Consider the following 24,334-nt stretch of genomic DNA (forward strand, 5'->3'; position numbering starts at 1 on the left):
GCGTCCGAAAATCCGGCGCCGGGATGATGTAATTCACTGTTACATCGCTTAAGTTATTGAAACGGGTTCAACGGAGGGTCGGATGGCCGATTTCGAGACGCAGATCAAGGAAAGCCAGGCGCAGGTCGCCGAGGCACAGGCGAAGATTTCCGCCATCACCAGCCGGATCGAAGCGGCGCGGTCGAAGCTGGACCAGGGCGCCGAACTGGACGTGGAGAACGCCACGCTGGAGGAGGTGCACAAGCACACCGACCTGATGAACGCCAACATCGCCGAACTGATCATGGGGCTGGACGATGTGACGGCGGGCTTCTCGAAGGATTTCGACGAGATGCGGACCAAGACCGGGATGGAGAGCTTCATCGGCATCTTCTCCTCGGCCAAGGCGGAATCGATGCGGCAGGAGCGGATGCGGGCCGCCTCGATCGACGACAAGCTGCAGGACCTGATCTCGAAATCGGACGTGATCGTGAAGCTGTTGCAGGGGCAGCTCGACATCCTGAACGCGCAGAAGACCAAGGTCGAGGGCAACCTCGCCGGCACCCTGACCGAGCGGGAAGAGACCGTCGGCGCGCTGGAGGCCGTCAGGGCCGAGGTGGCGGCGATGGACCCGAGGATCATCGAGCTGGAGAACAAGATCAGCGTCGAGCAGGACGCGGCGGCGCGGACCAAGCTGGAGACGGAACTGGCGACGCTGAACGCGAAGTACAACGCGCTGGTGCAGGACGAGCAGGTGAAGCTGGCGAAGTCGCAGACGCTGGAGCGCTATATCGAGAAGGGCAAGACCTGGGTCGACTCGCTTCAGAACCAGGCGGCGACGCAGCTGGTGCTGATCAACAAGCTGCAGACGGACACCAAGCAGCGGGTGGTGCTGTATGACGCGCTGACCTCGTCCTTGAAGACGGCGCAGCAGCAGGACGTGGCGCACCGGATCAACGAGATCGGGGTGAAGACCGACCAGGAGGCGCAGACCGCGATGGCCGCGATCGGGGCCGCGACCAACGACAAGATGGCCGACATGCTGGAAGCGCATGAGGGCCACATGGTCTTTGCCCGGCAGATCCTGGAGCAGAAGGCGAAAGCGGACGAACGCTTCGCGCGCCGGTTCGCGGCGATTGTCGAGAAGCACGACAAGAATGCGTATGGTGGCTAAGTGGCCAACGAGGTCAAGGACCAGCTCACCTCGGACCATGCCGAGCTGTACGATACGCTGACCGCTCGCCGCTACTTCGCCAAGTTCGAGCGGATCGGCGGGCATCTCGCGCGGGTGGCGGCGGAGGTGGAAGCAGAGGGCAAGCTGAGCCGGACCGAGGCGCGGGTGCTGGGGGTCTATCTCAAGGCGGTGGCCGGGACCTTCCGGGCGCTGTCGAACAAATACCTGATGACCGGGCGGGGCGAGGGCGCGCCGAAGCTGACCATCGACCGGCACGAGAGCGGCTTCCCGGTCGCGCAGGAACTGATGACCATGGCGGTCGATGCCCAGCAGGCCGAGCGGCATCTGGCCGGGATGCCATCCGAGACCGAGCTGAAGGACCGGATGGTGCGGCAGATCGTGGGAGAGCTGACGATCCCCACCGCACTGCAATTCGCCCTGTCGCAGCGCTATTACTACGAGGCGCTGGCGGCGGGGGGCATCTTCTGGGCGCGGAACGACCCGGATGCGCAGTGGATCGCCAATGTGGGCGAGCGGCGGCAGTATCTGGTGCATTGGGCGGTCTGGGACACCCAGGTCAACCTGCCGGTGGTCTATCTGATGGACCTGGAGGATTCCGGGCGGAAGCCCCTGCCGAACGACGCCTACCGCTGGCCGCAGGTGCAGCACGCGCTGATGGCGCAGGCCATCGGCGGGTTGAAGCTTCTGACCATCGCCACCGGCTTCGACAAGGATTTCGCCGACCTGCACCCGAAGCGGCTGCGGCGGATCGTCCTCGGCCCGATGTATTCGGCAAGCTTCACCCTGCAATCGGGGCCGATTTCCCAGGTGCTGGAAGGGACGAAGGCGCCGGATGGCGAGGATTGGGCGCTGGTCTGGACGGTGGAAGATCTGGTGTCCGAGCGCGAGGAAGCGGTGAAGGAAGGCTGGTTCTCCTCTTCCGTCCGGCAAATCTACAAGCTCGACCCCGTGGCGGGGGCGGATCTGGGGGCCACGCGGCAGGAGCGGATGATCATCCTGCCCGAGAAACCCTATCAGGTGCTGGTGGAACAGAACCCGAGGGGCTTGCAGGGCCTTCGGAAGTTCGTGGTGGGGGCCGGGGGGCGGTTGATTCCGACGTTGTGATTGCTGAACACCCGGGGCGCCGCCCCGGACCCCGGGATATTTGAGCAAAGATGAAAGGGCTTGGCCGATGAGCACGCGCGACACGATGGAGCTGAAGGAAGAGGCGGTCCGGGCGCAGTATGAGGCGGCGCTGGGAATGGTCTTCGGCTTCGATCATGCGCCGCGGCTGGCGAAGCCCCTGGTCTCGGCGCCCGCGGCGGAGCGGTCTCCGGGCATCGGCGTGCGACCCACCTTCCGGTCCACCGTGCCGGGAATGGCGACGCGGTCGACGGCGCGGCCGGGGGGCGTGCGGCTCAGCGAGCGGGTGGAGGGGCTGTCGGACGGGCTGGTGTCCCCGGTGCAGGCGGCGGTGCTGAACGCGCTGCGGCGCAGCCTCGCGATTGCGCTGGCGATGGGCGAGACCTTCTCGGCGCAGTCGGGTCTGGCCGAGCTGAAGAAGGCCAACCTGGAGGGCCGGGTGCCGGACGCCCGCCGCGCGGAGTTCGGCGAGTTGTTGCAGGGCGAGGCGCTGGTGGTGCTTTTCACCTTCGGCAATGCGCTGGCCTATCTGATCGCTCCGCATGTCGGGCCGGGGACGGTGGAACTGGGCGAAGTCGAGGAGGTGCTGACCGACAACGCTCCGCTGGCCTTGCAGGGCGCGCTCTGGGAGCTGGACCAGGACATCGGCGCGCTGGCGACGGATGATGCGAAGCTGGTGGCGGTGGTCTCGGCCTTTGCCGAGGCGCTGATGAAGAAGGTGCAGATCAGGGCGGAGAACGGGGCGCGGGTGTCGGTCTTCACCGGCGGAAGCTGGAAGGTGGAGGCCGACGGGCTGACCATCGCCGGGTTCAAGCCGGCCAAGGCGGCGAAGGGCGGGTCCATCGTGATGGCCTTCAAAGCGCCGCACGAGGTGGTGGGGAACCATATCGCCAAATACCAGTCGATGCGGCTGGCCAAGATGCTGATGGCCTATGACTTCGACCGCCGCCTGAACCCGTTCGCGGAACTGGGCGGGTTCATCTTCACCTTCATGGGCGACGGGAAGCCCGGCACGGGCAAGACCACGCTGATCCAGATGATGGCGGGCCTTCTGGACGGCTATTGCAGGCAAGCGGGCTATCCGTTCCGCTACCAGAACTTCAGCATCGACCAGATCGACAGCTATCAGGGCAAGTCGGGGCAGAACGCCAAGGCCTTCATCGACGCGGTGCTGGACCCTTCGGTGATCGGCTTCGGCACCATCGACGACATCGACCAGGTGGCGGGCAAGCGCGGCGACCGGCAATCCAGTGCGGGCCAGCAGGAGGTGACGGCGGTCTTCATGCAGGCCTTCGCGGGCGCGGGCACGGTGGTGCGGGGGAACTGCACCTTCGGCATGTTCAGCAACTATCCGGAGAACGTGGACGACGCGCTCCGCCAGCGGGCCGGAGCGCGGTTCCTGGTCGACGGGCCGCAGAGCCGCGAGGATTACATCGACATCCTCTCGCTGCTTCTGGGGAAGAACCATTCCATTCCCGTGGGCCAGCATGATCTGTTCGCGGCGCAGGAGATCAGGCGCGCGGTGGCGGCGTCGTTCGAGGGCTATTCCCGACCGCATGAGGAAGGCTTGCTGAAGGTCTGGGACCGCGTGGCGGCGGAGACCGGGCCACTGGATACACTGGCCAAGATCGGCACCTATCTGAAGGCGATCCAGCAGGCGGACGAACGCTTCACCGGACGGGCGATCAAGAACATCACCGACGCGGTGAAGGTCCGCGCGATGGACTTCGAACTGCCCGATGAATGGATGGAGGAGCCGGACCTGTTCCTGTTCAAGCCCTATGACGAGAAGCTGGGCATGATCAAAGGGCTGATGACGCCGATCACGGTTGAGATGGTGATCCAGGAGGTGAACCGCTACGCCGACAGCGAATTCCGCTATGCCGACAAGTCGGACGAGGTCGCCATCGAGGCGATGGTGCGCGACTTCGGCCGGACGGAAGAGGCGAAGCGGCGCTATCTGGAGGGGAAGGGGTGAGCAACTCCCTCTCCCTCGATCTCTGGAACGCGATCCTGCCGCTGGCGGTGCTGTGCGGACTGGTGGCCTTTCTGCCGGGGTGGTTTGCGGGGCGGGGGTGCCTGTCGCAGCGGGTGCTGGCCTGGGCGGTGGTGAAGACGGCTTTCGCGGCACTGATGGTCGGGGCCGGATTGGCGGTGACCCTGTATGCGGCGATCAATAACGGGGTGCTGGCGGGGATCGCGGCGGCTCCGCTGGAGCGGATGGGGTTCTTCCTGGGCCGCTCGGCTTTGTTCGCGCTCCTGTGGGGGCCGGTGCTGGGCTTCGTGTGGCTGGTGAAGGCGCAGGAGATGAACCGGCGGATCGGGATGCGGATGATGGATGAGGGGGGGAAGGGGTGAAAGAATTCCTCTCAAATTGGAATCAGTGGATTACAGACCACCAAGCTCTTGTTGTTGCGGTTGGACTGCCTCTCTTGACCGCTTTAGCGTCAGCTATTGTCGCCTTCTTGACAAGCAAAGCTAGTCTCAAATCCCAGAATCGAGATCGTGCCTTCCAGCGAGAGGCAAAGATATTCGATTATGAGATGTCAAAGATCGCGCAATTGCGGACTGCGGCCCAAAGATATGAGACAACCGAATTCTTGCTCGGTTTTGATTTGAACTCCGGGCGTTTGGGCCAAGAAGTCAAAACGATACCCCGTGATCGTGCCAACAAGATGATCGACGATCTTGTCGCATTGATGATCGAGATTTCTCTTCTCGTCGACCCCGCAGATTCTGAAGCCGGTGTTCTAGACGCCGCCCTTCGGATCCAGGTGCGTGATTTTTCGGACGAATGTAACGCCGATTCGGGCGAAAAATCGAAGCGCTTCTTCCCTGTATGCAAGCGCATTATAGACAGGATGGAAGCAAAGGCGAAGGCGAGGTTAGCAACATGAAACGCCTCATCCAACGCGGCCTGATGTTCGGGAACCTGATCGAGGTCTCCTCCCCCGCCCTTGTGGAACGCTACAACCGCGCGCTCAAGCACCTCACCGGCAAGACCACCAAGCTCGACGATTTCCACATCGACCTCTCCGGCTATTCGCCCGAGATCGGGGACGAGCTTCAGGACGACCTCTACCTCAACCCCAACGGGGCCAACCGGCAGTTCATCCTGCTTACCACGGCGCAGAAGGATGCGCCGCTTCTGAACATCAAGTTCTCCACCTCGCGCGGGATCCTGACCCAGTTCATCGAGAAGAACGAGGCGCAGCTCTTTGCCTTGACCGCGCGGGATGCGGTGGCGGGGGAGCTGCAGAATTCGGTCTATGCGGTGGACACGCCCGCGCGGCTCTTCGACATCCGGCAGGTGACGGTCGAGGCCGACACGATCGGCGGGCATGTGGCGGATGCGGGCAGGCTTGCCAAGCTGATCGAACGCTTCCGGGCCGAGCCGGACGGCTGGCGCGATGACCTGCTGGTGGCCGAGATGATCACGCTGGCCAAGAAGACCGGCGACGTGACGCGGGTGCCGATCAGCCTGCCGGCGATGACCTTCAGCCAGGCCAACTTCTGGACCAGCCATTTCGGCGGGGTCTACATCTTCCGCGAGGTGAAATACCCGGCGGCGATCTCCAGCCTCGACTGGCACTCGCTGGGCGAGGTGCCGGTGCCGCAGGTGATGGACCTGACCCTTCGCAACCAGATCGCCGACTGGCTGGAGCGGAACGGGCTGACCGAACCCATCGTCCAGGCGCGCGGCATGGATGCGGCGGCGGTCCTGCGGCAGAAGATGGACTTCATCCTGGTCGACGCGGCGGACCGGCTGGGGATCGAGGTCGGCGACGCGCGGCGGACCGAGTTGCGCAAGGTCGCCTACAAGCTGGGCTCTGCTCTGCCGGAGGAGTTCCTGGGGCTGGCGGCCCTGCTGCGCTGGGTGGAGGCCGGGGGGGCCTGGCCGAAGATCACCTCGGAGCATCCGGCCTATTTCTACACGTTGCGCGGCAAGGCGGGGCCGGACCGCGATCTGGTGAACATGCTCTTGTCCGAGCTTTCGCCGATGGACATCCGGCAGATGTTCATCGTCCACAAAGAGCTGTTCTACGCTCAGTACAAAACCTGGTCCGACCGCAAGAAGACTTATGTCGCGGATTTCCTCGCGCGGGAGTATCAGGTGGACCGGGAAGGCGCGCGGACGGCGCTTTTCGGGCCGGAGCCGGCGATGGACGAATTGCACCGCCCGCAGATGGCCGAGGGGCCGAAGCCGGCGCGCGGGCCTGTAGTCGGCCCCTGGGGAGGGAGACGCTAGATGGGTTGGTTGCGGCTAGCATTCCTGATGTATGTGGCGCTGACGGTAATCTACTTCCTCACCGGCATCTACTCCCGCTCGGTCCGGCGCGAGAAGCTGGAGAAGGAATGGGACGCCGACCCCGCGCGCCAGGGCCTGTCCCAGCAGGAAAGATCGGCCTTCATCGAGGCCGGGATGGTGCATTACGACAAGGGGCTGAAAAAGCGCCTCTTGTGGCTTATCTATATCATTCCGACCATCGGCTTTCTGGTCACCATCTATCTCGTCAACTGGCACTGAAAGGACGCGTCCATGTGGACCAAGATCAAGTGGGGCATCCGCATCCTGCTGCTGCTGATCGTCGGCCTGTTCCTGCATTACACCATGCCGCAGCGCGATGTGGTGCAGATCATCAACACCTACAACAAGAACACCCCCATCGGCGCGAACTGGATGTTCTACTCCATCGAGGACACCGGAACCGGGGTGGAGACCACCTCGACGATCCGCGACATCCGCTACATCGACGCGGTCTTCCCCGACGGGAAAAGCGTGATGGTCTACCGCAACGAGGATACGGGCTGGTTCTGGCCGCCCTATTTCAAGTGGGATTCCAGCACGCTGCAGGCCGAGGCGACGAACCTGAAGTCCGACAAGGCCAACCCGCAATGGGTGGCGGTGACGCATTACGGCTGGCGTATGCCGATCTTCTCGATCTTCCCCAACGCGGTGAAGATCACCCCGGTCTCGGGGCCGGATGTGACGCTGATCCCCTGGGTCAACATCGTGATCCTGGCCTTCCTGGCCTTCGTGGTCCTGATGATCCGCAGGATGTGGATGCAGTTCCGCGAGCGGATGGTCGACCCGGCGCTGGCCGATGTGGGCGAGACCTTCGATGCGGCCGGAGAACGGGTGGAAGCCGCCCGGAAAGAGGCGCGCGGGTTCTTCGGGCGGATCGGGGCCTGGCTGAACACCTGGAAGGCGAAGAAGTAGGGTCATCCATCCTGCGCTCCTCGCGGAGATGGCGAAGAGCGCCGAAGACGCGATCAGCGGCCCGATGGGGACTGCAGCTTTGCCTCAGGCCGCGCGCGTTGTTGCGGTCACGACGCCTGCCCCGATCAGCAACGCCCCGCCCGTCCGGTTGAAGCCGCGCACCAAGCGTTCCGACCGCACCAGTCGCCGGGCGCGGCTGGCGAGCAGGCCATAGCCAAGCGCATTGGCGAAGGCGAGGGTCAGGAACGTGGCCTCGAACACGGCGATCTGCGTCAGCACGTCGCCGGAGCGGTCGAGGAACTGGGGCAGGAATGCCACGAAGAAGGTGATGCTTTTCGGGTTCAGGGCGGTGACCAGCCAGGCATGGGCGATCATCCGTCCGGCGCCCTTGCTTTCGGTCACGGGCTTGGCGTTCAGGGTGCCTCCCGCCCGCCAGAGGTTGATGCCAAGCCAGATCAGATAGGCCGCCCCGGCCAATTTGAGCAGGGTGAAAAGGCTGGCCGAGGTGGCGAGCAGCGCTCCGATCCCCAGCATCGACAGGGTCATCGCGGTGAAATCTCCCAGGGCGACGCCCACCGCTGTCGGAAAGGCGGCGCGCCAGCCCTGGCCCAGACCGTAAGAGATGACCAAAAGGATGGTCGGGCCCGGAATGATGAGCAACACCATCGTAGCGGCGGCGAATGCGGCCCAGTGTTCGAATGTCATGTGATCCTCCCTGCTTACGGCACCAGCAAAGACAGGGAGAATGACGGCTGTCCAGAGAGATGGACAGCCGCCGGATCAGCTTCGCAACGTGCCGCCCGTCGCTTTCGTGACCTTCTCGATGATCTTGGCGCTGACGGCCTCGATCTCGGCTTCGGTCAGGGTCGCGGTCACGGGTTGCAGGCGCACCGTCAGAGCGATGGACTTCTTGCCCACACCCATCTGCGCCTCGGCCTTGTCGCCGGTGAACTGGTCGAAGACGCGGACGCTGTCGATCAGCGCCTTGTCGGCGCCCTGAGCGGCGTTGACGGCGGTCAGGGCCTCGACCTGCTTGTCCACGACGAAGGCGAAGTCGCGTTCCACCGCCTGCAGATCGCTGATCGCCAGCGCCGGACGGGTCGGCGTCTTGACCTTCGGCGCCGGGACATTGGCGACGAGCACGGTGAAGGCCACGGCAGGGCCCTTCACGTCCATCGCCTGCAACACGCGGGGGTGAACCTCGCCGAAGGTCGCCATCGCGTTCGGTCCAAGGCCGATCACGCCCGACCGGCCGGGGTGCCACCAGCCTGCCACCTTGCGGCTGATCTGGACCCGGGCAGGCGCGCCGAGGGCGGCAAGCACCGCCTCGGCATCGGCCTTGGCGTCGAAGACATCGACCATCCGGCGCGATCCATGCGGATCACGCGGGGCCGCCGCGCCAACCAGCAGGCCCGCGGCTTGCAGATGCTGCTCGCCCGGCTCGCCGCCCTGGAAGGCCGGGCCGATCTCGAACAGCGCCAGGTCCATGAAGCCGCGCGCCTGATTCCGGGCCGCCGCGGCAAGAAGGCCGGGCAGCAGGTCGGGGCGGAGATGCGTCATCTCTGACGAGATCGGGTTCTCCACCCGCACCGCCTCGGTTCCGCCACCGAAGAGGGCAGCGGATTTGGCGTCGATGAAGCTGTAGGTCACGCATTCGTTGTAGCCGAGCGTGGCGATGGTCCGCCGCGCGCTGCGTTCGCGCACCTGCAGGGGCGTCAGGATCGGGCGCGGCACACCCGGTTGCGTCCGGGCCATCGGCGCGCCTTGCAGCTTGGTCAGGCTGGCGATGCGGGCGACCTCCTCGACCAGATCGGCGTCGCCCAGGATATCAGGGCGCCAGGTCGGCGGGGTCACGTCGTTCCCGTTCAGCCGGAAGCCCAGCGCCTCCAGCGTGGCGCGCTGGGTGGCTTCCGGAATCTCCATCCCCACCAGGCTGACCACCCGGGCGGGGTCCAGCCGGTAGCTGCGGGTCGCGTCGATAGGGGCCCCGTCCTGCACCACGGTCCCCGCCTCGCCGCCGCAGAGGTCGAGGATCATCCGGGTCGCAAGCTCCAGCCCCGGCAGTGTGAAGGCCGGATCCACGCCCCGCTCGAAGCGGTAGCGCGCGTCGGAGTTGGCCTTCAGCGCACGGCCCGTTGCGGCGACGGTGATCGGGTCCCACCAGGCACTTTCCAGGAACACGTCGGTCGTCTCCGGCGTGCAGCTCGACGCCTCGCCGCCCATGATCCCCGCCAGGGATTCCGGGCCGTGGTCGTCGGCGATGACCATCTGGCTCGGGTTCAGCGTATGGGTCTTGCCATCGAGCGTGAGCAGCGTCTCGCCGTCGCGGGCGGGGCGGATGTGCAGGTCGCCCTTCACTTTCGCCGCGTCGAAGACATGCAAAGGCCGGTTCAGGCCGAAGCAGAAGTAATTGGTGATGTCCACCAGCGCCGAGATCGGTCGCAGGCCGATGGCCTTGAGCCGCGCCTGCATCCAGTCGGGCGAGGGGCCGTTCTTCACGCCGCGGATCAGGCGACCGGCGAAATGGGGGCAGCCCTGGGCCTTCAGCGCCGGGTCGATGATCACGCCGATGGGCGTGGGGAAGGCGCCGGGTACGGGGGTGACGGCAACCGGCTTCAGCTTGCCCAGCCCCCGCGCGGCAAGGTCGCGGGCGATGCCGTGGATACCCAGCGCATCGGGGCGGTTGGGCGTGACCTTGATCTCGATCACCGGGTCGTTCAGGCCCTTCCAGTCGATGTAGCGGACCCCCATCGGCGCGTCGGCGGGCAATTCGATGATGCCGTCGTGATTGTCCGACAGCATCAGCTCGCGCTCGGAACAGAGCATCCCGTTGGAATCCACGCCCCGGATGTTGCCCGGCTTGAGGTCGACGCCCGTGCCGGGGACATGGGTGCCGGGGGGCGCAAAGACGCCGACAAGGCCGGTCTTCGCATTGGGTGCGCCGCAGACGACCTGGACTTCCTCGGTCCGCCCGCCCGGCCCGTCCGGCCAGGTCTCGACCCGGCAGACGCGCAGGCGGTCGGCGTTGGGGTGCTGGACGGCCTCGATCACCCGGCAGATGCGGAAGGGCCCCAGCTGCGCGGCGGGGTCCTCGATGCCTTCGACTTCCAACCCGAGGTCGGTCAGCGCCTCGGCGAGGACATCGACGGTCGCCTCGGTGTCGAGGTGATCTTTCAGCCAGGACAGGGTGAACTTCATCGGCGGGCCTCCAAACTGCGGCTTGGGACTTAGCGGAAAGCGGCGGGAAGGGGAAGCGTCAGGAGGTGGCCCAGGCCCAGGCGCTGAAGAGGCCGAAGAAAAGCGGCTGGTGGACAAGGTAGATGATCAGCGTATGGCGGCCGGGGAAGGTAAGGGCGCGGATCAGGGGCGAGGGAGGACTGCCGCGCCATTGGTCCATGCGAAGGGCCTTCGCGATGGCAAGCCCGGCCAGCGCGGGGGCGGCCCAGGGGATGAGGGGGACATAGTCGCCCATCATCGGTCGGGTTTCGGCCAGGCCGGTCCAGACCAGCCACAGCGGATCGAAGGCGGCAAAGCGCGGCCCCCAGCCTGCGGCGAAGATCAGGGCGGCGACGGCGAGGGTAAGAGGCCAAGGCAGGCGAAGGAAGACGAGGCAAAGAAGCGCCGTAACAGCGATGGCATGGAGGATGCCGAACCAGATCGGCCCGCCGGGGACCAGCCAGATGCTGGCGGTGGTGATGAGGGCGGCGGCGGCGGCGATCATCGCCCAGCGTTTCCAGAACGCAGGCCAGCGGATCCCGCGGCCATGCGCCAGCCAGAGGCCGATGCCCGAGAGGAAGAGGAAGCTGCCGGCGATGCTCCGCGCGAAGTAGTACCAGAAGGGCTGGGACATGGTGCCGGGGTCGATGTGCCGGAAGAGCGCGAGGTCGAAGGTGAAGTGGAAGACGACCATGCAGACCAGGGCCAGGGTCCGGGCGATGTCGAGGCTGGTGAGGCGTCCGGCGGGCAATGGGGCTTCGGTCATGGGCGGCACAGTTTCGCGGCTTGGCAGGGATGGCAAGAGCCCGGCCCTAAGCGATTTCTTTGAAGAAATCGGTTCGGAGCCTTCGAAGGCTCCGAACCGGAGTTTTCAAAAACTCCGGTGGACATGTGCCGCCTCTCAGAACATCTGCAGCAGGCGCTTGAGGTAATCCAGTTCCTCCAGCGGCCGGGTCAGTTCGCCCGAGCGGCGGCGGATTTCGTCGAGCAGTTCCTGCGCCCGCTTGTCGGGGTCGTTCTGCACCATGTTCTGGTCCGAGCCGATTCGGGCGGTTTCGCCCGGACGGCGGCCAAGCGGGTCGGTGCCGTTCGGATCGGCGCTGCCGAAGTCGCGTTCGCCGCCCTGGCCACCGCGGTTCTTCCGCTGTTCCTCGGCCAGCGCCTCGCCGAAGTTCTGCATTCCGTCGCGCAGCGCCTCCATCGCCTCGGCCTGGCGGTCGAGCGCGCCGCCGAGGTCGCCGTCACGCAACGCCTCCTCGGCGTCCTCCATCGCGCGCCCGGCGCGGTCGAGGTCGCGGCGGCCTTCCTCGCCCTGTTCGCTGCCGTCACCCGGAAGATCACCGTTCTGCAACTGGCTCAGCCGGTCGCGCAGCGCGCGCTGGCGGTCGGAGAGCGAGCCTTCGTCGTTGCCGCCCTGACCCTGGCCCTGCTGGTCCTGGCCAAGCTGGTCGCCATTCTGGCCGTCTTCCTGGCCTTCGCCCTCGCCGGATTTCTGCCCCGGACGCGGCACGCCCTGCAGGTCGCGGAAGGCGTCGTCCGAAAGATCCTGCTGGTCGCGCAGCGTCTCGCCCAGGCCCTGCATCCCCTTCTGGCCGGGACCGCCCTGACCCTGCTGGCCCTGCACCACCTGCATGTTCTGCATCAGCTGGCGCAGCTGCTCCATCAGCTCGGCAGCCTCGGCGGTCTTGCCCTGCTCCATCAGCTCCTGCAGCTTGTCCAGCATCTGCTGCAGCTGGTCGCCCGACATCATTTGGCCCTGCATCATGCTTTGCTGCTGCTGGTCGGGGTTGCGCTGCGCCTCTTCGGCCAGTTCGCGCATGTAGTCGTTCAGCGCCTGCTGCATTTCCTTCATCAGCTGGTCGATCTCTTCCGGCGAAGCGCCGTTCTTGATCGCCTCGTCCAGCCGGTCCTGCGCGCGTTGCAGCCGCTCGAAAGCGTCCTGAAGGTTGCCCTCCTCGACCATCAGCGCGATCTTCCACAGCTCTTCCGCCGCCTTGTCGCGCGCCTCGGTGGTCAAGGCGGCCTCTTGCGCTTCCAGCGACCGCATCAGCACGCGCAGATGCAGGAAGGCGCGGTCGTGGCGGATGAAGCCTTCGGGGCGATTGGTGACCGCTTTCAGAAGCTCCACCGCGCGGGGGGCGTTGACACGGTTCCACAGAAGGTCGCGCCGCATCTCGATCAGCGCCGCCGCCAGCGGGTCGAAGAAGCGCTTGCCGTGCAGGGTGACTTCATAGGGGGCGGAACTGCCTTCGTTGCCGGCGGCATCGGCGACAGTGAAGACCATGGTCACGGGCAGGTTGGCGAAGACATGTTTCGACAGGTCGTCGACCAGAGTGGTTGTCAGCTCGGTGCGCTTGCCCTTGCGGGGAAGCGGGATGTCGAGAACGACGGGCTCCAGGGCTTCGGGGTCGACCTTCAGCCCATGGCGGCGGTCGATCCTGGCGGTGTCGAGCGTGATGGTGACGCGGCCGCCGGTGACGCCGTAATCGTCGGTGGCCTTGATGGATTGCTTGAAACGACCGTCGGCTTCGCGGACCATGTCGCCCGAGACTTCGACGGTCGGGGCGGCGTCGGGCAGCGCGGTGATCTGCCAGTCGCGGCCCCCGGGACCGGTGATGGACAGGTCGCCCGAACGGGTGACGGTCAGGTCGAAGACGCCCTTCATCGCATTCGGAACGGCGGCGGCAGCGGTTTCGGTTTCCGGGGCGGGCGGCGCATCTGCGATGGTCTGGGTGACGGAAAGATCACCCTCCGGCCCGTAGAGACGGATCTGCAGGCGGGTGCCCGTGGGCAGGTCCAGCTTGGGGTCGGTGATGTCGTTCAGGTAGAGCGAGGGCTTGCCGGTATAGGCCGGGGGCTCGGCCCAGGCTTCCCAGCTCGGTCCGCCGGGCATGGCGACGGCGGCGCCGGGGGTGAGGCCCGCGACGGTTCCGGCCCGCCAGAACGAGCCGAAGAGCGCGGCCATGACGAAGGCGGTCAGCGCGACATAGCGCAACGAAAAGCGGTCGCGGGACGACAGCCGCAGGTCGGGCTGAACGGGCCTTGCCCCGGCGGCGCGGGCGGCCATGCGGTCCTGATGCGCGCGCCAGACAGCAAGCGAGGCAGGGTCATTGGTGCCGATGGCCTGGGTATCGCGCAGGGCGGCGATCGGGCGTCCCGGCATCGCGGCATCCAGCCGGTCCAGCGCGTCCATCGCGGTGGGTTTGCGGAAGCTTTTCAGCCCGAGGGCGAGGAGGCCGAGGGCCAGAAGCCCGACAACACCCCCCACGGCCTGCGCGTAATGCAGAGGGCCAAGGTCCTGCAAACCGAAGGCCAGCGCGGCCAGGATCACGAGCGCAAGCGACCAGAGCGGCCAGAAGGCGCGGGCCAGACGTTCCGCCCACAGCCCAGCCAGCGTCAGGCGCATCGGCCAGACGAGCGATTTCAGCGGCGGTTCAGGGGTTCGTCCGGTCATCTCACCTGCCTGGGACCGGACCAGAAGTCACAGCCATGGGGGAATGGTATCGCGGTTGAGGATTTCGTCAAAGCTCGGTCGCGCCCGGATGACAGCGAAGTGATCCCCGTTGACCAGAACCTCGGGGATCAGCGGCCGGCTGTTGTATTCCGAGGCCATCACCGCGCCATAGGCCCCCGCACTGCGGAAGGCGACCAGGTCGCCTTCGGCCATGAGCGGCAGATCGCGGCCCTTTGCAAAGGTGTCGCCGGTCTCGCAAACCGGACCGACCACGTCGAACTCCTGCGTCGGCGCCGCGACGGGGGGTTCGGCGACGGGCAGGATGTCGTGATGCGCGCCATACATCGAAGGGCGGACAAGGTCGTTCATCGCGGCGTCAAGGATCAGGAAGTCGCGCCCCTCGCCGTTCTTGACATAGATGATGCGCGCGATGAGCAGGCCGGCGTTGCCGCTGATCAGGCGGCCGGGCTCGATCTCGATCTCGCAGCCAAGGTCGCCGACCGTGCGTTTGATCAGCGCGCCATAGTCGGTGGGCAGGGGCGGCGCCTCGTTCGACCGGGTGTAGGGGATGCCAAGCCCACCGCCGAGGTCGAGCCTGGTGATCGTATGGCCCTCGGCCCGCAGGCGGTGGGTCAGGTCGGCGACCTTAAGATAGGCCTGTTCGAAGGGGGCGAGATCGGTCAGCTGGCTGCCGATATGGACATCGATGCCGACGACCTTCACGCCGGGCAGGCGGGCGGCCTCGGCATAGACCTCCGGGGCGCGGGCGATGGGAATGCCGAACTTGTCCTCCTTGCGGCCCGTCGCGATCTTCTCATGGGTCTTCGCGTCCACATCGGGATTGACCCGCAGGGCGATGGGGGCGGTCAGCCCGAGGGAGGTGGCCACTTCGGACAGCGCCCGCAGCTCGGGCTCGCTTTCCACGTTGAACTGCCGGATGCCGCCGGTCAGCGCCAGCCGCATCTCCTCGCGCGTCTTGCCGACACCGGAAAAGACGATGCGGTTGCCGGGCACCCCCGCGGCCTTCGCCCGCAGATACTCGCCGCCCGAGACCACATCCATCCCGGCGCCGAGGTTGCCGAGGGTCTTCAGGACCGCGACGTTGGACAGCGACTTGATCGCGAAGCAGACGAGATGCGGGAGGGGGGTGAGGGCCTCGGTGAACAGGCGGTAGTGCCGGGTCAGGGTGGCGGTGGAATAGACGTAGAACGGGGTGCCGACCTCGGCCGCGATGTCGGCGATGGCGACGTCTTCCGAGTGGAGCGTGCCGTTGCGGTAGAGGAAATGGTCCATGCGTCGGCCCCCGGTGCTTCCGCGCTGTCATATCCGGGCGCGGACCGGGTGCAAAGTGCCGATTTCCGTATGGAAAGCCGGAGAACGGACGCTCAGTCCGGGAACGTCACTTCACCACGACGCCGACCTGCGCCTCGCCCGAAAGGGTGATCCCGGTCGCCGCGGGTTTTTCCGGTTCGCCATCGGCACCGCAGCCGGCGAGGGCGAGACAGGCGAGAAGGAAGAGGCGGGGCATGGGCATCCTTTCGTCAGGGGTCGATACCGACCGTGGCACCGCCGATCCGGCCGGACAAGCGGGAGTCCGAGTCGTCCCCGTATCCGCCGAAGCCCAGCTTGGTGCCAAAACTGTGCGAGCAGGCGGAAAGGGCCAGAAGCGCGGCAAGAAGTAGGGCTTTCATCCGGGATTTCCTTGTGTTGTGGCGGCGACCATCATTGCAGCGCCGCCGTCCAGCGGGCGACCTGTTCGCGCACCCGATCCGGGGCGGTGCCACCGTAGGAGGTGCGGCTGCGGACGGAGTTGTCGACGCCCAGCACGGAGTAGATCTCCTGCGTGATGCCTTCGTGGACGCTGTTCATCTCTGTCAGCGACAGGTCCGGCAGGTCGCAGCCCTTCCCCTCCGCCATCGCCACCAGCGCGCCCGTCACATGGTGCGCCTCGCGGAACGGCAGGTTCAGCGTCTTCACCAGCCAGTCGGCGAGGTCGGTCGCGGTGGAAAAGCCGGAGGCAGCGGCGGCCTTCAGGGTCTCGCGGTTGGCAGTCATGTCCGAGACCATGCCGGTCATCGCGGCCAGTCCCAGCATAAGCGAATCCGCGGCGTCGAAGACCTGTTCCTTGTCCTCCTGCATGTCCTTGGAATAGGTCAACGCCAGCCCCTTCATCACCGTGAAAAGCGCCACCGTAGCCCCCAGGATGCGCCCCAGCTTGGCGCGCAGAAGCTCGGCCGCGTCGGGATTCTTCTTCTGCGGCATGATCGAGGATCCGGTGGTCCAGCGATCCGACAGCCGGACAAAGCGGAACTGTGCGCTGGACCAGATCACCAGTTCTTCGGCAAAGCGCGACAGATGCATGGCAGAGATCGAGGCGGCTGCCAGGAACTCCAGCGCAAAGTCGCGATCACTGACGGAATCGAGGCTGTTCGCGGTGGGCCGGTCAAAGCCCAGGGCCTGCGCCGTCATGTGCCGGTCGATGGGGAAGCTGGTCCCCGCCAACGCGGCGGCGCCAAGGGGGCATTCGTTCATCCGCTTGCGGGCATCCTCAAACCGGGAACGGTCACGGGCGAACATCTCGACATAGGCCAGCATGTGATGGCCCCAGGTGACAGGCTGCGCGGTCTGCAGATGGGTGAAGCCGGGCATCACCCAGTCGGCCCCGGCCTCGGCCTGCGCCACGAAGGCCTGCATCAGGCCGGTCAGCCCCGCGATGGCCTGATCGCACTGGTCGCGGACCCACAGACGGAAGTCCACCGCCACCTGGTCATTGCGGCTGCGCCCGGTGTGCAGGCGCTTGCCCGCCTCGCCGATGCGGTCGGTCAGCCGGGCCTCGATGTTCAGGTGGATGTCTTCTAGATCGGTGGTGAAGGGAAACGTCCCGGCCTCGATCTCTGACAAGATCGCGAGCAGGCCTTCCCCAATGGCCTCGGCGTCCTTAGAAGAGATGATGCCCTGCGCGGCCAGCATTGCCGCATGGGCCCGGCTGCCCGCGATGTCCTGGGCGTAGAGCCGCTGGTCGAAGCCGATCGAGGCGTTGATCGCCGTCATGATCGCGCTGGGGCCTTCGGCAAAGCGCCCGCCCCACATCGTGTTGGCGGATTTGGGATCGCGGGCGTTGGACATGGGCAGAACTTTCTGGGGCGGGACTTTCGGGGTGAGACAGGTGCGGAAACTGGTGGTGCTGCTCTACACGGCCTTCCTGATCGGTGCAAATCCGGCGGTGGCGGACGTGTCGGCCCTGCGCGAGGGCGACATGAAAAAGCTGGTGCTGCTGGGCGAGCCCGTCGCGGTGCCCGAGGCGGTGCTGCTGGATGCCGAGGATGGCGAGCACGCGCTGGCTGATTACAAGGGCAAATGGGTGGTACTGAACTTCTGGGCGACCTGGTGCGCACCCTGCCGCCGCGAGATGCCCTCGCTGCAAGGCCTGCAGGCGGCAATGCCAGGGATCGCGGTGGTGCCGGTGGCGACGGGACGCAACGCGGTGGAAGGGATCAGGCGCTTCTTCAAGGATGCGGGCGTGACGACCCTGCCGATCCTGCGCGACCCACAGTCGAAACTGGCCCATTCGATGGGCGTGATGGGCCTGCCGGTGACGGTGATCCTGAACCCCGAAGGGCAAGAGGTCGCCCGGCTGATCGGCGACGCGGACTGGAACAGCGACAGCGCCAAGGCGGTGCTGGGGGCGCTGGTGGCCGGTCAGTAGTTGAGGCGGTCGTCGAAGACGAAGGGCTCGGTCAGGGCGACCTGAACGTCCACCATCGCGGGGTGGCGGGGGTTCAGCATGACGTTGCGCTCCAGCGGGATCACACGGCTGGGGACGAGGAGGCCGAGGGAGGAGGCCGAGCGGAGCCAGGCATCGCCCAAGGCAACGCTTTCTTCGCTCGAGATGCCTGGGGGATGGCCGGGATCGCTGATCAGTTCATCCGGGACATCCAACCCAATGGCAAGATAGCGCGGCAACGTCTCTTTCTGCCGCTCGTTCCGGGGCAGATGGACCAGAACTTCCAGCGCCGCGAGGGCAAGTGAGTCGGACGTGTAGACCGTCGGCTGTCCGACACTGTTCCAGCGCCCGCCCCAGAGCCGCGCGCCTTCTCCGTCCAGTCCGGGCGAATGCCGTTCCTCGGTCAGCCGCCAGATGCGCACTCAGCTATAGACCCCATGCGCCAGCCTGCCGATGATCGTCTCCACCTCGCGCGCACCGATGTCGGTCTGGGCCATCTCGATCGGGATGCGTTCGCCCAGCGCAGGGTTCGGGCTGCGCATGAAGGTGTCTGCGTTCTTGTCGTTCTGGAACAGGTCGCGCGCAGCCTTGACCACCCGCAACAACCGCGCGAGGCCGTCGGCTTCCTCGATCTTCAGGTTCTCGCCATTGGCGATGCGGCGGTCGAGCGTGCGGTCGGGGATGATCCGGCGGATATCGTCCCGCGTCAGGCCCTGCGATTCGAGCGACCGGGCCCAGGCGGCGGGGATGCCCTTTTCCAGCGCCTTGAAGGATGTGAAGACGGCGGCCTGCTCGGCGCAGCCGGGGGCCGGGGTCGTCGGTTTGCGCTGTGTGTTGGCCATAGGTCGTCTCCGCCATTTGCCGAACCATAGCACGGCAAATGGCGAAAGTCACTCTATAGATCAAATGTCGCGAAAACCGGGACGTGATCCGAGGGCTGCTGCCACCCCCGCACCGGGCGCAGGATGCGGCTGCCCGAGGCGGCGCTGGAAATGTCCGGTGTCGCCCAGATATGGTCCAGCCTGCGGCCCTTGTCGGCGGCGTCCCAGTCAGGGCTGCGGTAGCTCCACCAACTGTAGAGCCGGCCTTGCGGAATGTCCTGCCGGGTGATGTCCTGCCAGCGGCCCGACTCCACCACCTCGCCCAGATGCTCGACCTCGATGGGCGTGTGGCTGACGATCTTCAGCAGGGCCTTGTGGTTCCACACGTCATCCTCGCGCGGGGCGATGTTCAGGTCGCCCACCAGGATCGCCTTGTGCGGACGGTCGGCGCGGAAATGGTCGCGCATGTGGGTCAGGAAGTCGAGCTTCTGGCCGAACTTCACGTTCTGCGCGCGGTCCGGGATGTCGCCGCCCGCCGGGACATAGAAGTTGTGGATGGTGACGCCATTCTCCAGCCGCGCCGCCACGTGGCGGGCGTGACCGAGGGTGGCGAAATCGTGCCCGCCCACATCCTCGATCGGCAGTTTCGACAGGATCGCCACGCCGTTGTAGCCCTTCTGCCCCCGCGCCACGACATGCGTGTAGCCCAGCGCGCCGAACCCCTCACGCGGGATCAGGTCCACCGGGCACTTGCATTCCTGCAGGCACAGGATGTCCGGCGTCTCCTCGGTCAAAAGCCGCGAGACCAGCGCCTCGCGCAGGCGGACCGAATTGATGTTCCAGGTGGCGAGGGTGAAGGTCATGGCTGTCTCCTGTTCGGAGGCGGAGCCTAGGGCGGGACGGGGCCAACCTCAACCGGGCAAAAAAAGGCCGGGCACGAAGCCCGGCCAGGTCCAACAGGGAGGATGCCGCGCCATAACCCCGACGCGACCAGGGGAACCTTCTGCACAACCGATGCATGTGAAAAAGGTAGCAAGCAAATCCGGCGACAATAAGCCCTAAGCGGCAAGATTTCGTGGTTGTTGCATGGCGGTCGCAATCGACCGTGGCTCAAACAGCACGAAACCGCTTCTGGTTCCCGTGCCTTTACGCCACCAGCCGGTATCCGCCGCTTTCCGTCACCAGCAGCCGCGCGTTCGAGGGATCGGGCTCGATCTTCTGGCGCAGGCGGTAGATATGGGTCTCCAGCGTGTGCGTGGTCACGCCCGCGTTGTAGCCCCAGACCTCATGCAAAAGCACGTCCCGCGCCACGACCCCCGAGGTCGAGCGGTAGAGATACTTGAGGATGTTGGTTTCCTTCTCGGTCAGGCGGATTTTCTTGTCCTTCTCGTCGACCAGCATCTTCTGGGCGGGCTTGAAGGTATAGGGGCCAAGCTGGAACACCGCGTCTTCCGACTGTTCATGCGTCCGAAGCTGCGCGCGGATGCGGGCCAGAAGGACCGGGAACTTGAACGGCTTGGTCACATAGTCGTTCGCGCCCGCATCCAGCCCCAGGATCGTGTCGCTGTCGGTGTCGTGCCCGGTCAGCATCAGGATCGGGCATTTCACACCCTGCTTGCGCATCCGGCGGCACAGCTCGCGTCCGTCAGTATCGGGCAAGCCCACGTCAAGGATCACCAGATCGTAAAGCGCGGCCTTGACCTTCTCCATGCCCTCGGCGCCGTTGCGCGCCTCGAACACGTCGAAATCCTCGGTCATCACCAGTTGCTCGCTGAGTGCTTCGCGCAGGTCGTCGTCGTCGTCGACGAGCAGGATTTTCCGCAGTCCGGCCATGGGTGCCTCCCTTGCTGATGCGGCTGAGATGCGCCGTGATCACGAAACCCGCAAGCATTGCTACGAAATGCTCACGTGGACGTGTCGGTTCCGTGGGCAATGTTTCAATTCCGTCATCCGTTGGATATGCAGGGGGCATGGTATTGCGCCTTTCCATCCCCGAACGCCTGACCCGCGCCCGCGCCGACCTGCGCATGGGGGTGCCGGTCGTGCTGTGCGGCGCGGAAGGCGCGGCGCTGGTGGCGGCGGTCGAGACGCTGGACGCCGCCCGGCTGGCCGACCTGCGCGGCTTCGGCGCGCCAGTGCTGGCGATCACCGCACGGCGGGCCGAGACGCTGAAGGCCCGCGCCTATGACGGTGACCTGGCGCGGATCGTGCCGCCGTCCGACACCGGGCTGGACTGGCTGCGCTCGGTCGCCGACCCGGCGGATGACCTGCGCTCGCCGATGAAGGGCCCGCTGCAATCGCTGCGGGAAGGCCCGGCAGGCCTGGCCCGCGCCGCTTTGGCGCTGGCGAAGTCGGCGCATCTTCTGCCCGCCGCGCTGCTGGTGCCGGTGCAGGACGCGCTGGCCTTGGCAGGGGCGAACGGGCTGACCCTGCTGACACTGGACGAGATTGCCCCGGCCCTGCTGGCCCTGTCGCCGCTGGATGAGGTGGTCTCGGCCCGCGTGCCGCTGGTCGCCTCCTCTGCGGGCCGGGTGCATGTCTTCCGCCCCGACGACGGCGGCGAGGAGCATTATGCCATCGAGATCGGCCGCCCCGACCGCGCGCAGCCCGTGCTGGCCCGGCTGCATTCGGCCTGTTTCACCGGCGATGTGCTGGGATCGCTGAAATGCGACTGCGGCCCGCAACTGCGCGCCGCGCTGACGCAGATGGGCGAGGAGGGGGCGGGGGTGCTCCTTTACCTCAACCAGGAAGGCCGGGGGATCGGGCTGGCCAACAAGATGCGGGCCTATTCCTTGCAGGATCAGGGCTTCGACACGGTCGAGGCCAACCATCGCCTCGGCTTCGAGGATGACGAGCGCGACTTCCGCATCGGCGCGGAAATCCTGCGCAAGCTGGGGTTTTCCTCGGTGCGACTGCTGACCAACAATCCGAAGAAGCTGGCGATGATGGAGGGCTGCGGCCTGCATGTGACCGAACGCGTGCCGCTGAAGGTGGGCGAGACGGCCGAGAACCGGGCCTATCTGGCGACCAAGGCGGCGAAGTCGGGGCATCTGCTTTGATGCGGCACGATCTGGTCGTCACCCCCATGGGCCTGCGCTTCCGGGGCCGCCGCTTTCCCTGCACGGTCGGGCGCGGGGGCATCGTTCCGGGCGCCGCCAAGCGCGAGGGCGACGGGGCGACGCCTGCCGGCGCGCACCGGATCGTCGGGATGCTCTATCGGCCCGACCGGCTGCTGCAGCCCGCCGAAGGGGCGCGGCCCATCGGGCCGCCGGACCTGTGGTCGGACGACCCCCGCGACGAGAACTACAACCATCTGGTCCGCGCCCCGCACGGGTTCGGCCACGAATGCCTGCGCCGGGCCGATCCGATGTATGACCTGATCCTGATCACCGACTGGAACTGGCCCGACGCCGAACCGGGGCGCGGCTCGGCGATCTTCATCCACCAGTGGCGCAGGCCGGGTGCCCCCACAGAGGGCTGCGTGGCGCTTTCCCGCCGCGACCTGCACTGGATCGCCCCGCGCATCACCCCCCGGACGCGGCTGATCGTGCCCTCCCGGACTTGACCCGGGACCTCCCCTGCGCCCGATCAAGTCCAGCGTGGCCTCTCTTTTCAAATCGCTTTGGATTGCATAATCTGCCGCGACAGGGGGGAACTGCCATGGCGAAACCACCGTCCGCGGATGACGAGATTTTCGACCTGCGGCTCGCCCGGTCCGCCCCCGACCTGTTCCCGATGCTGGAGGCGCTCTACGGCGCGCGGCCCGACTATCCCGCCTTCCGTGACCGGCTGGTCAAGGCGCTGCGCAAGGGCTGGGCCGACCGGCCGCAGGGCCTGAAGCGGCTGGACCTCCTCCGCGACCTCGAACCCGACTGGTTCCAGCGCCCCGGCATGACGGGCTATGTCTTCTACATCGACCGCTTCAACGGCTCGCTTCGCGGCATCCTCGACAAGCTGGACTACCTGCAGGATCTCGGCATCACCTATGTCCACCTGATGCCCTGCCTGAAGCCCCGCCCCGGAGACAGTGACGGCGGCTATTCGGTGATGGACTACCGCCGCATCAACCCCGCCTTCGGGACGATGGAAGATTTCGAGACGGTCGCCCAGGCGCTCCGGGAAAGGGGCATGTCGCTCTGCGTCGATCTGGTGCTGAACCATACCGCCAAGGAACACGCCTGGGCGCGGAAGGCGGCGCAGGGCGACCCGAAATATCAGGACTACTACCTGATGTTCGACACGCCGGACACGCCGCGTCTTTACGAACAGACGCTGGTCGAGGTCTTCCCCGACAACGCCCCCGGCAACTTCACCCATTACCCCGAGATCGGCAAATGGGTCTGGACCACCTTCAACGAACACCAATGGGACCTGAACTGGGCCAATCCGGCGGTCTTCCTGGAGATCGTCGAAGTCATGCTGTTCCTCGCCAACAAGGGCGTCGATGTGCTGCGGCTGGATGCGGTGGCCTTCATGTGGAAGCGGCTGGGCACCCGCTGCCAGTCCGAGCCGGAGGTTCACATGCTCCTCCAGGCGCTGCGGGCCTGTTCGCGGATCGCCAGCGCGGCGGTGATCCATCTGGAAGAGGCCATCGTCGCCCCCGCCGAGATGCTGCCCTACCTCGGCCGCGGGCGGCATGACGGGAAAGAGGGCAACCTCGCCTATCACAACTCGCTGATGGTGCAGTTCTGGTCGGCGCTGGCCACCCGCGACACGCGGCTGATGACGCATGTGCTGGCCACCCATTTCCCCGACCGGCTGACCAACGCCACCTATGCGACCTACATCCGCTGCCACGACGATATCGGCTGGGCGGTGACGGATCAGGACGCGGCGGCGGTGGGCGTATCGGGGCATGGGCACCGCGGCTTCCTGTCGGAGTTTTACGAGGGCAGCTTCCCCGGCACTTTCGCCAAGGGGGCGCTGTTCCAGGTCAACCCGCTGACCGGCGACAAGCGGATTTCCGGATCCTGCGCCAGCCTCGCCGGGCTGGAGCGGGCACTGGCCGAAGGCGACGCCGCGGGGGCCGAGATGGCGGTGCAGCGCATCCTGATGGGCCACGCGCTGATCGCCGCCTTCGGGGGCATCCCGCTGATCTATATGGGCGACGAACTGGCGCTGCCGAACGACCACGGCTACCTTGACGACCCGCACCACGCCCACGACAGCCGCTGGGTTCACCGGCCCCGGATGGACTGGGCGCTGGCCGAGGCGCGACATGCGGCGGATACCCCCTCGGCCCGGGTGTTCCGCGGGGTGAAAGAGATTCTCGCCCAGAGGGCGGCGACCCCGGCCTTGCATGGGGCGGTGCCGCTGCGGGTGGTTTCGGCGGGCAACGACGCGGTCTTCGCCTTCCAGCGGCTCGCGCCGACCGGGGGGCTGCTGGGGCTCTTCAACTTCACCGAACACTGGCAGGAGGTGGGGGAGGCCTGGGTCCGTGCACTGGGGGCGACGGCCCTGCACGACGCGCTGTCCGACGCCCGGGTCGATCCGCACCAAGGCCAGATCGTCCTGCCGCCCTATGCAAGGGTCTGGCTAACCTGACCCTGTTCCCGCCCCGGACGTGATCCGGGGCCTCGCGGGTAAAGGAGAGGCTCTGGGT

24 protein-coding genes are annotated in these 24,334 nt (G+C 66.3%); 12 read left to right on the forward strand and 12 right to left on the reverse strand.

Translation table 11 applies throughout. From position 1 onward, the window contains the following. Window positions 1-82 precede the first annotated feature (82 nt). The 8 genes from V7Q39_RS00330 (at window position 83) to V7Q39_RS00365 (ending at window position 7,517) form a co-directional block, all read left to right on the forward strand. Window positions 83-1,153: a hypothetical protein gene (locus tag V7Q39_RS00330; RefSeq protein WP_333814207.1), complete on the forward strand. Its 1,071-nt coding sequence runs from the start codon at window positions 83-85 to the stop codon at window positions 1,151-1,153. Further along, window positions 1,154-2,278, forward strand: coding sequence for a hypothetical protein (locus V7Q39_RS00335; RefSeq protein WP_333814208.1), 1,125 nt, complete (start codon window positions 1,154-1,156; stop codon window positions 2,276-2,278). It begins immediately after the preceding gene. A gap of 67 nt (window positions 2,279-2,345) precedes the next feature. Next, window positions 2,346-4,274: an AAA family ATPase gene (locus V7Q39_RS00340; RefSeq protein WP_333814209.1), complete on the forward strand. Its 1,929-nt coding sequence runs from the start codon at window positions 2,346-2,348 to the stop codon at window positions 4,272-4,274. Beyond that, window positions 4,271-4,654, forward strand: coding sequence for a hypothetical protein (locus tag V7Q39_RS00345; RefSeq protein WP_333814210.1), 384 nt, complete (start codon window positions 4,271-4,273; stop codon window positions 4,652-4,654). The genes V7Q39_RS00340 and V7Q39_RS00345 overlap by 4 nt, the downstream gene beginning before the upstream one ends. Continuing rightward, entirely contained in the window at window positions 4,651-5,193 is a 543-nt protein-coding gene (locus V7Q39_RS00350) for a hypothetical protein (protein WP_333814211.1), read from the forward strand. The genes V7Q39_RS00345 and V7Q39_RS00350 overlap by 4 nt, the downstream gene beginning before the upstream one ends. After that, the gene (locus V7Q39_RS00355; protein WP_333814212.1) at window positions 5,190-6,545 is read left to right on the forward strand and encodes a DUF6638 family protein; all 1,356 of its coding nucleotides are present in this window, start codon (window positions 5,190-5,192) and stop codon (window positions 6,543-6,545) included. The genes V7Q39_RS00350 and V7Q39_RS00355 overlap by 4 nt, the downstream gene beginning before the upstream one ends. Continuing rightward, complete coding sequence (locus tag V7Q39_RS00360; RefSeq protein ID WP_333814213.1) at window positions 6,546-6,824, forward strand: hypothetical protein; 279 nt, start codon at window positions 6,546-6,548, stop codon at window positions 6,822-6,824. A gap of 12 nt (window positions 6,825-6,836) precedes the next feature. Further along, window positions 6,837-7,517, forward strand: coding sequence for a DUF1523 family protein (locus V7Q39_RS00365; protein WP_333814214.1), 681 nt, complete (start codon window positions 6,837-6,839; stop codon window positions 7,515-7,517). A gap of 84 nt (window positions 7,518-7,601) precedes the next feature. On the opposite strand, the gene V7Q39_RS00370 is transcribed toward V7Q39_RS00365, so the two are convergent. From V7Q39_RS00370 to argH, 8 genes are all read right to left on the reverse strand, one after another. After that, window positions 7,602-8,222, reverse strand: coding sequence for a LysE family translocator (locus V7Q39_RS00370; RefSeq protein WP_333814215.1), 621 nt, complete (start codon window positions 8,220-8,222; stop codon window positions 7,602-7,604). A gap of 75 nt (window positions 8,223-8,297) precedes the next feature. Then, window positions 8,298-10,715: a phenylalanine--tRNA ligase subunit beta gene (gene pheT, locus V7Q39_RS00375; protein WP_333814216.1), complete on the reverse strand. Its 2,418-nt coding sequence runs from the start codon at window positions 10,713-10,715 to the stop codon at window positions 8,298-8,300. Window positions 10,716-10,773: 58 nt separating this feature from the next. Next, window positions 10,774-11,499: a heparan-alpha-glucosaminide N-acetyltransferase gene (locus tag V7Q39_RS00380; protein ID WP_333814217.1), complete on the reverse strand. Its 726-nt coding sequence runs from the start codon at window positions 11,497-11,499 to the stop codon at window positions 10,774-10,776. A 135-nt stretch (window positions 11,500-11,634) separates the two neighbouring features. Beyond that, a complete protein-coding gene (locus V7Q39_RS00385) occupies window positions 11,635-14,187 on the reverse strand; it encodes a TIGR02302 family protein (RefSeq protein WP_333814218.1) in 2,553 nt (850 codons plus the stop codon). Window positions 14,188-14,214: 27 nt separating this feature from the next. Beyond that, on the reverse strand, window positions 14,215-15,480 hold the full coding sequence (gene lysA, locus V7Q39_RS00390) for a diaminopimelate decarboxylase (protein ID WP_333814219.1): 1,266 nt from the start codon (window positions 15,478-15,480) through the stop codon (window positions 14,215-14,217). Between the two features lie 106 nt (window positions 15,481-15,586). Further along, window positions 15,587-15,715: a hypothetical protein gene (locus V7Q39_RS00395; protein WP_333814220.1), complete on the reverse strand. Its 129-nt coding sequence runs from the start codon at window positions 15,713-15,715 to the stop codon at window positions 15,587-15,589. 13 nt (window positions 15,716-15,728) lie between these two features. Then, a complete protein-coding gene (locus V7Q39_RS00400) occupies window positions 15,729-15,878 on the reverse strand; it encodes a hypothetical protein (RefSeq protein WP_333814221.1) in 150 nt (49 codons plus the stop codon). Between the two features lie 31 nt (window positions 15,879-15,909). Further along, a complete protein-coding gene (gene argH, locus V7Q39_RS00405) occupies window positions 15,910-17,313 on the reverse strand; it encodes an argininosuccinate lyase (RefSeq protein WP_333814222.1) in 1,404 nt (467 codons plus the stop codon). On the opposite strand from argH, the gene V7Q39_RS00410 reads away from it, so the two are divergent. After that, the gene (locus V7Q39_RS00410; protein ID WP_333814223.1) at window positions 17,312-17,893 is read left to right on the forward strand and encodes a TlpA family protein disulfide reductase; all 582 of its coding nucleotides are present in this window, start codon (window positions 17,312-17,314) and stop codon (window positions 17,891-17,893) included. The genes argH and V7Q39_RS00410 overlap by 2 nt on opposite strands. Here V7Q39_RS00410 and V7Q39_RS00415 read toward each other — a convergent pair. The 4 genes from V7Q39_RS00415 to V7Q39_RS00430 all read right to left on the reverse strand — a co-directional run bounded on the left by V7Q39_RS00415 (window position 17,887) and on the right by V7Q39_RS00430 (window position 20,565). Beyond that, window positions 17,887-18,333, reverse strand: coding sequence for an RES family NAD+ phosphorylase (locus V7Q39_RS00415; protein WP_333814224.1), 447 nt, complete (start codon window positions 18,331-18,333; stop codon window positions 17,887-17,889). The genes V7Q39_RS00410 and V7Q39_RS00415 overlap by 7 nt on opposite strands. Further along, entirely contained in the window at window positions 18,334-18,753 is a 420-nt protein-coding gene (locus V7Q39_RS00420; protein ID WP_333814225.1) for an antitoxin Xre/MbcA/ParS toxin-binding domain-containing protein, read from the reverse strand. It abuts the gene before it with no gap. A gap of 53 nt (window positions 18,754-18,806) precedes the next feature. After that, complete coding sequence (locus V7Q39_RS00425; protein ID WP_333814226.1) at window positions 18,807-19,595, reverse strand: exodeoxyribonuclease III; 789 nt, start codon at window positions 19,593-19,595, stop codon at window positions 18,807-18,809. A gap of 283 nt (window positions 19,596-19,878) precedes the next feature. Beyond that, window positions 19,879-20,565 (reverse strand): response regulator transcription factor, encoded by a 687-nt coding sequence (locus V7Q39_RS00430; protein WP_294981159.1) that lies wholly within the window; start codon window positions 20,563-20,565, stop codon window positions 19,879-19,881. 137 nt (window positions 20,566-20,702) lie between these two features. Here V7Q39_RS00430 and ribA point away from each other — a divergent pair, with 137 nt between their 5' ends. The 3 genes from ribA (at window position 20,703) to V7Q39_RS00445 (ending at window position 24,276) form a co-directional block, all read left to right on the forward strand. Then, complete coding sequence (gene ribA, locus V7Q39_RS00435) at window positions 20,703-21,791, forward strand: GTP cyclohydrolase II (protein ID WP_333814227.1); 1,089 nt, start codon at window positions 20,703-20,705, stop codon at window positions 21,789-21,791. Continuing rightward, entirely contained in the window at window positions 21,791-22,297 is a 507-nt protein-coding gene (locus V7Q39_RS00440) for a L,D-transpeptidase family protein (RefSeq protein WP_443082475.1), read from the forward strand. The genes ribA and V7Q39_RS00440 overlap by 1 nt, the downstream gene beginning before the upstream one ends. A 95-nt stretch (window positions 22,298-22,392) precedes the next feature. Beyond that, window positions 22,393-24,276, forward strand: a complete 1,884-nt coding sequence (locus V7Q39_RS00445) for an amylosucrase (protein WP_333814229.1) — start codon at window positions 22,393-22,395, stop codon at window positions 24,274-24,276. Window positions 24,277-24,334 lie beyond the last annotated feature (58 nt).

The organism is Tabrizicola sp. (genome assembly GCF_036781545.1).
Classification (GTDB): domain Bacteria; phylum Pseudomonadota; class Alphaproteobacteria; order Rhodobacterales; family Rhodobacteraceae; genus Tabrizicola.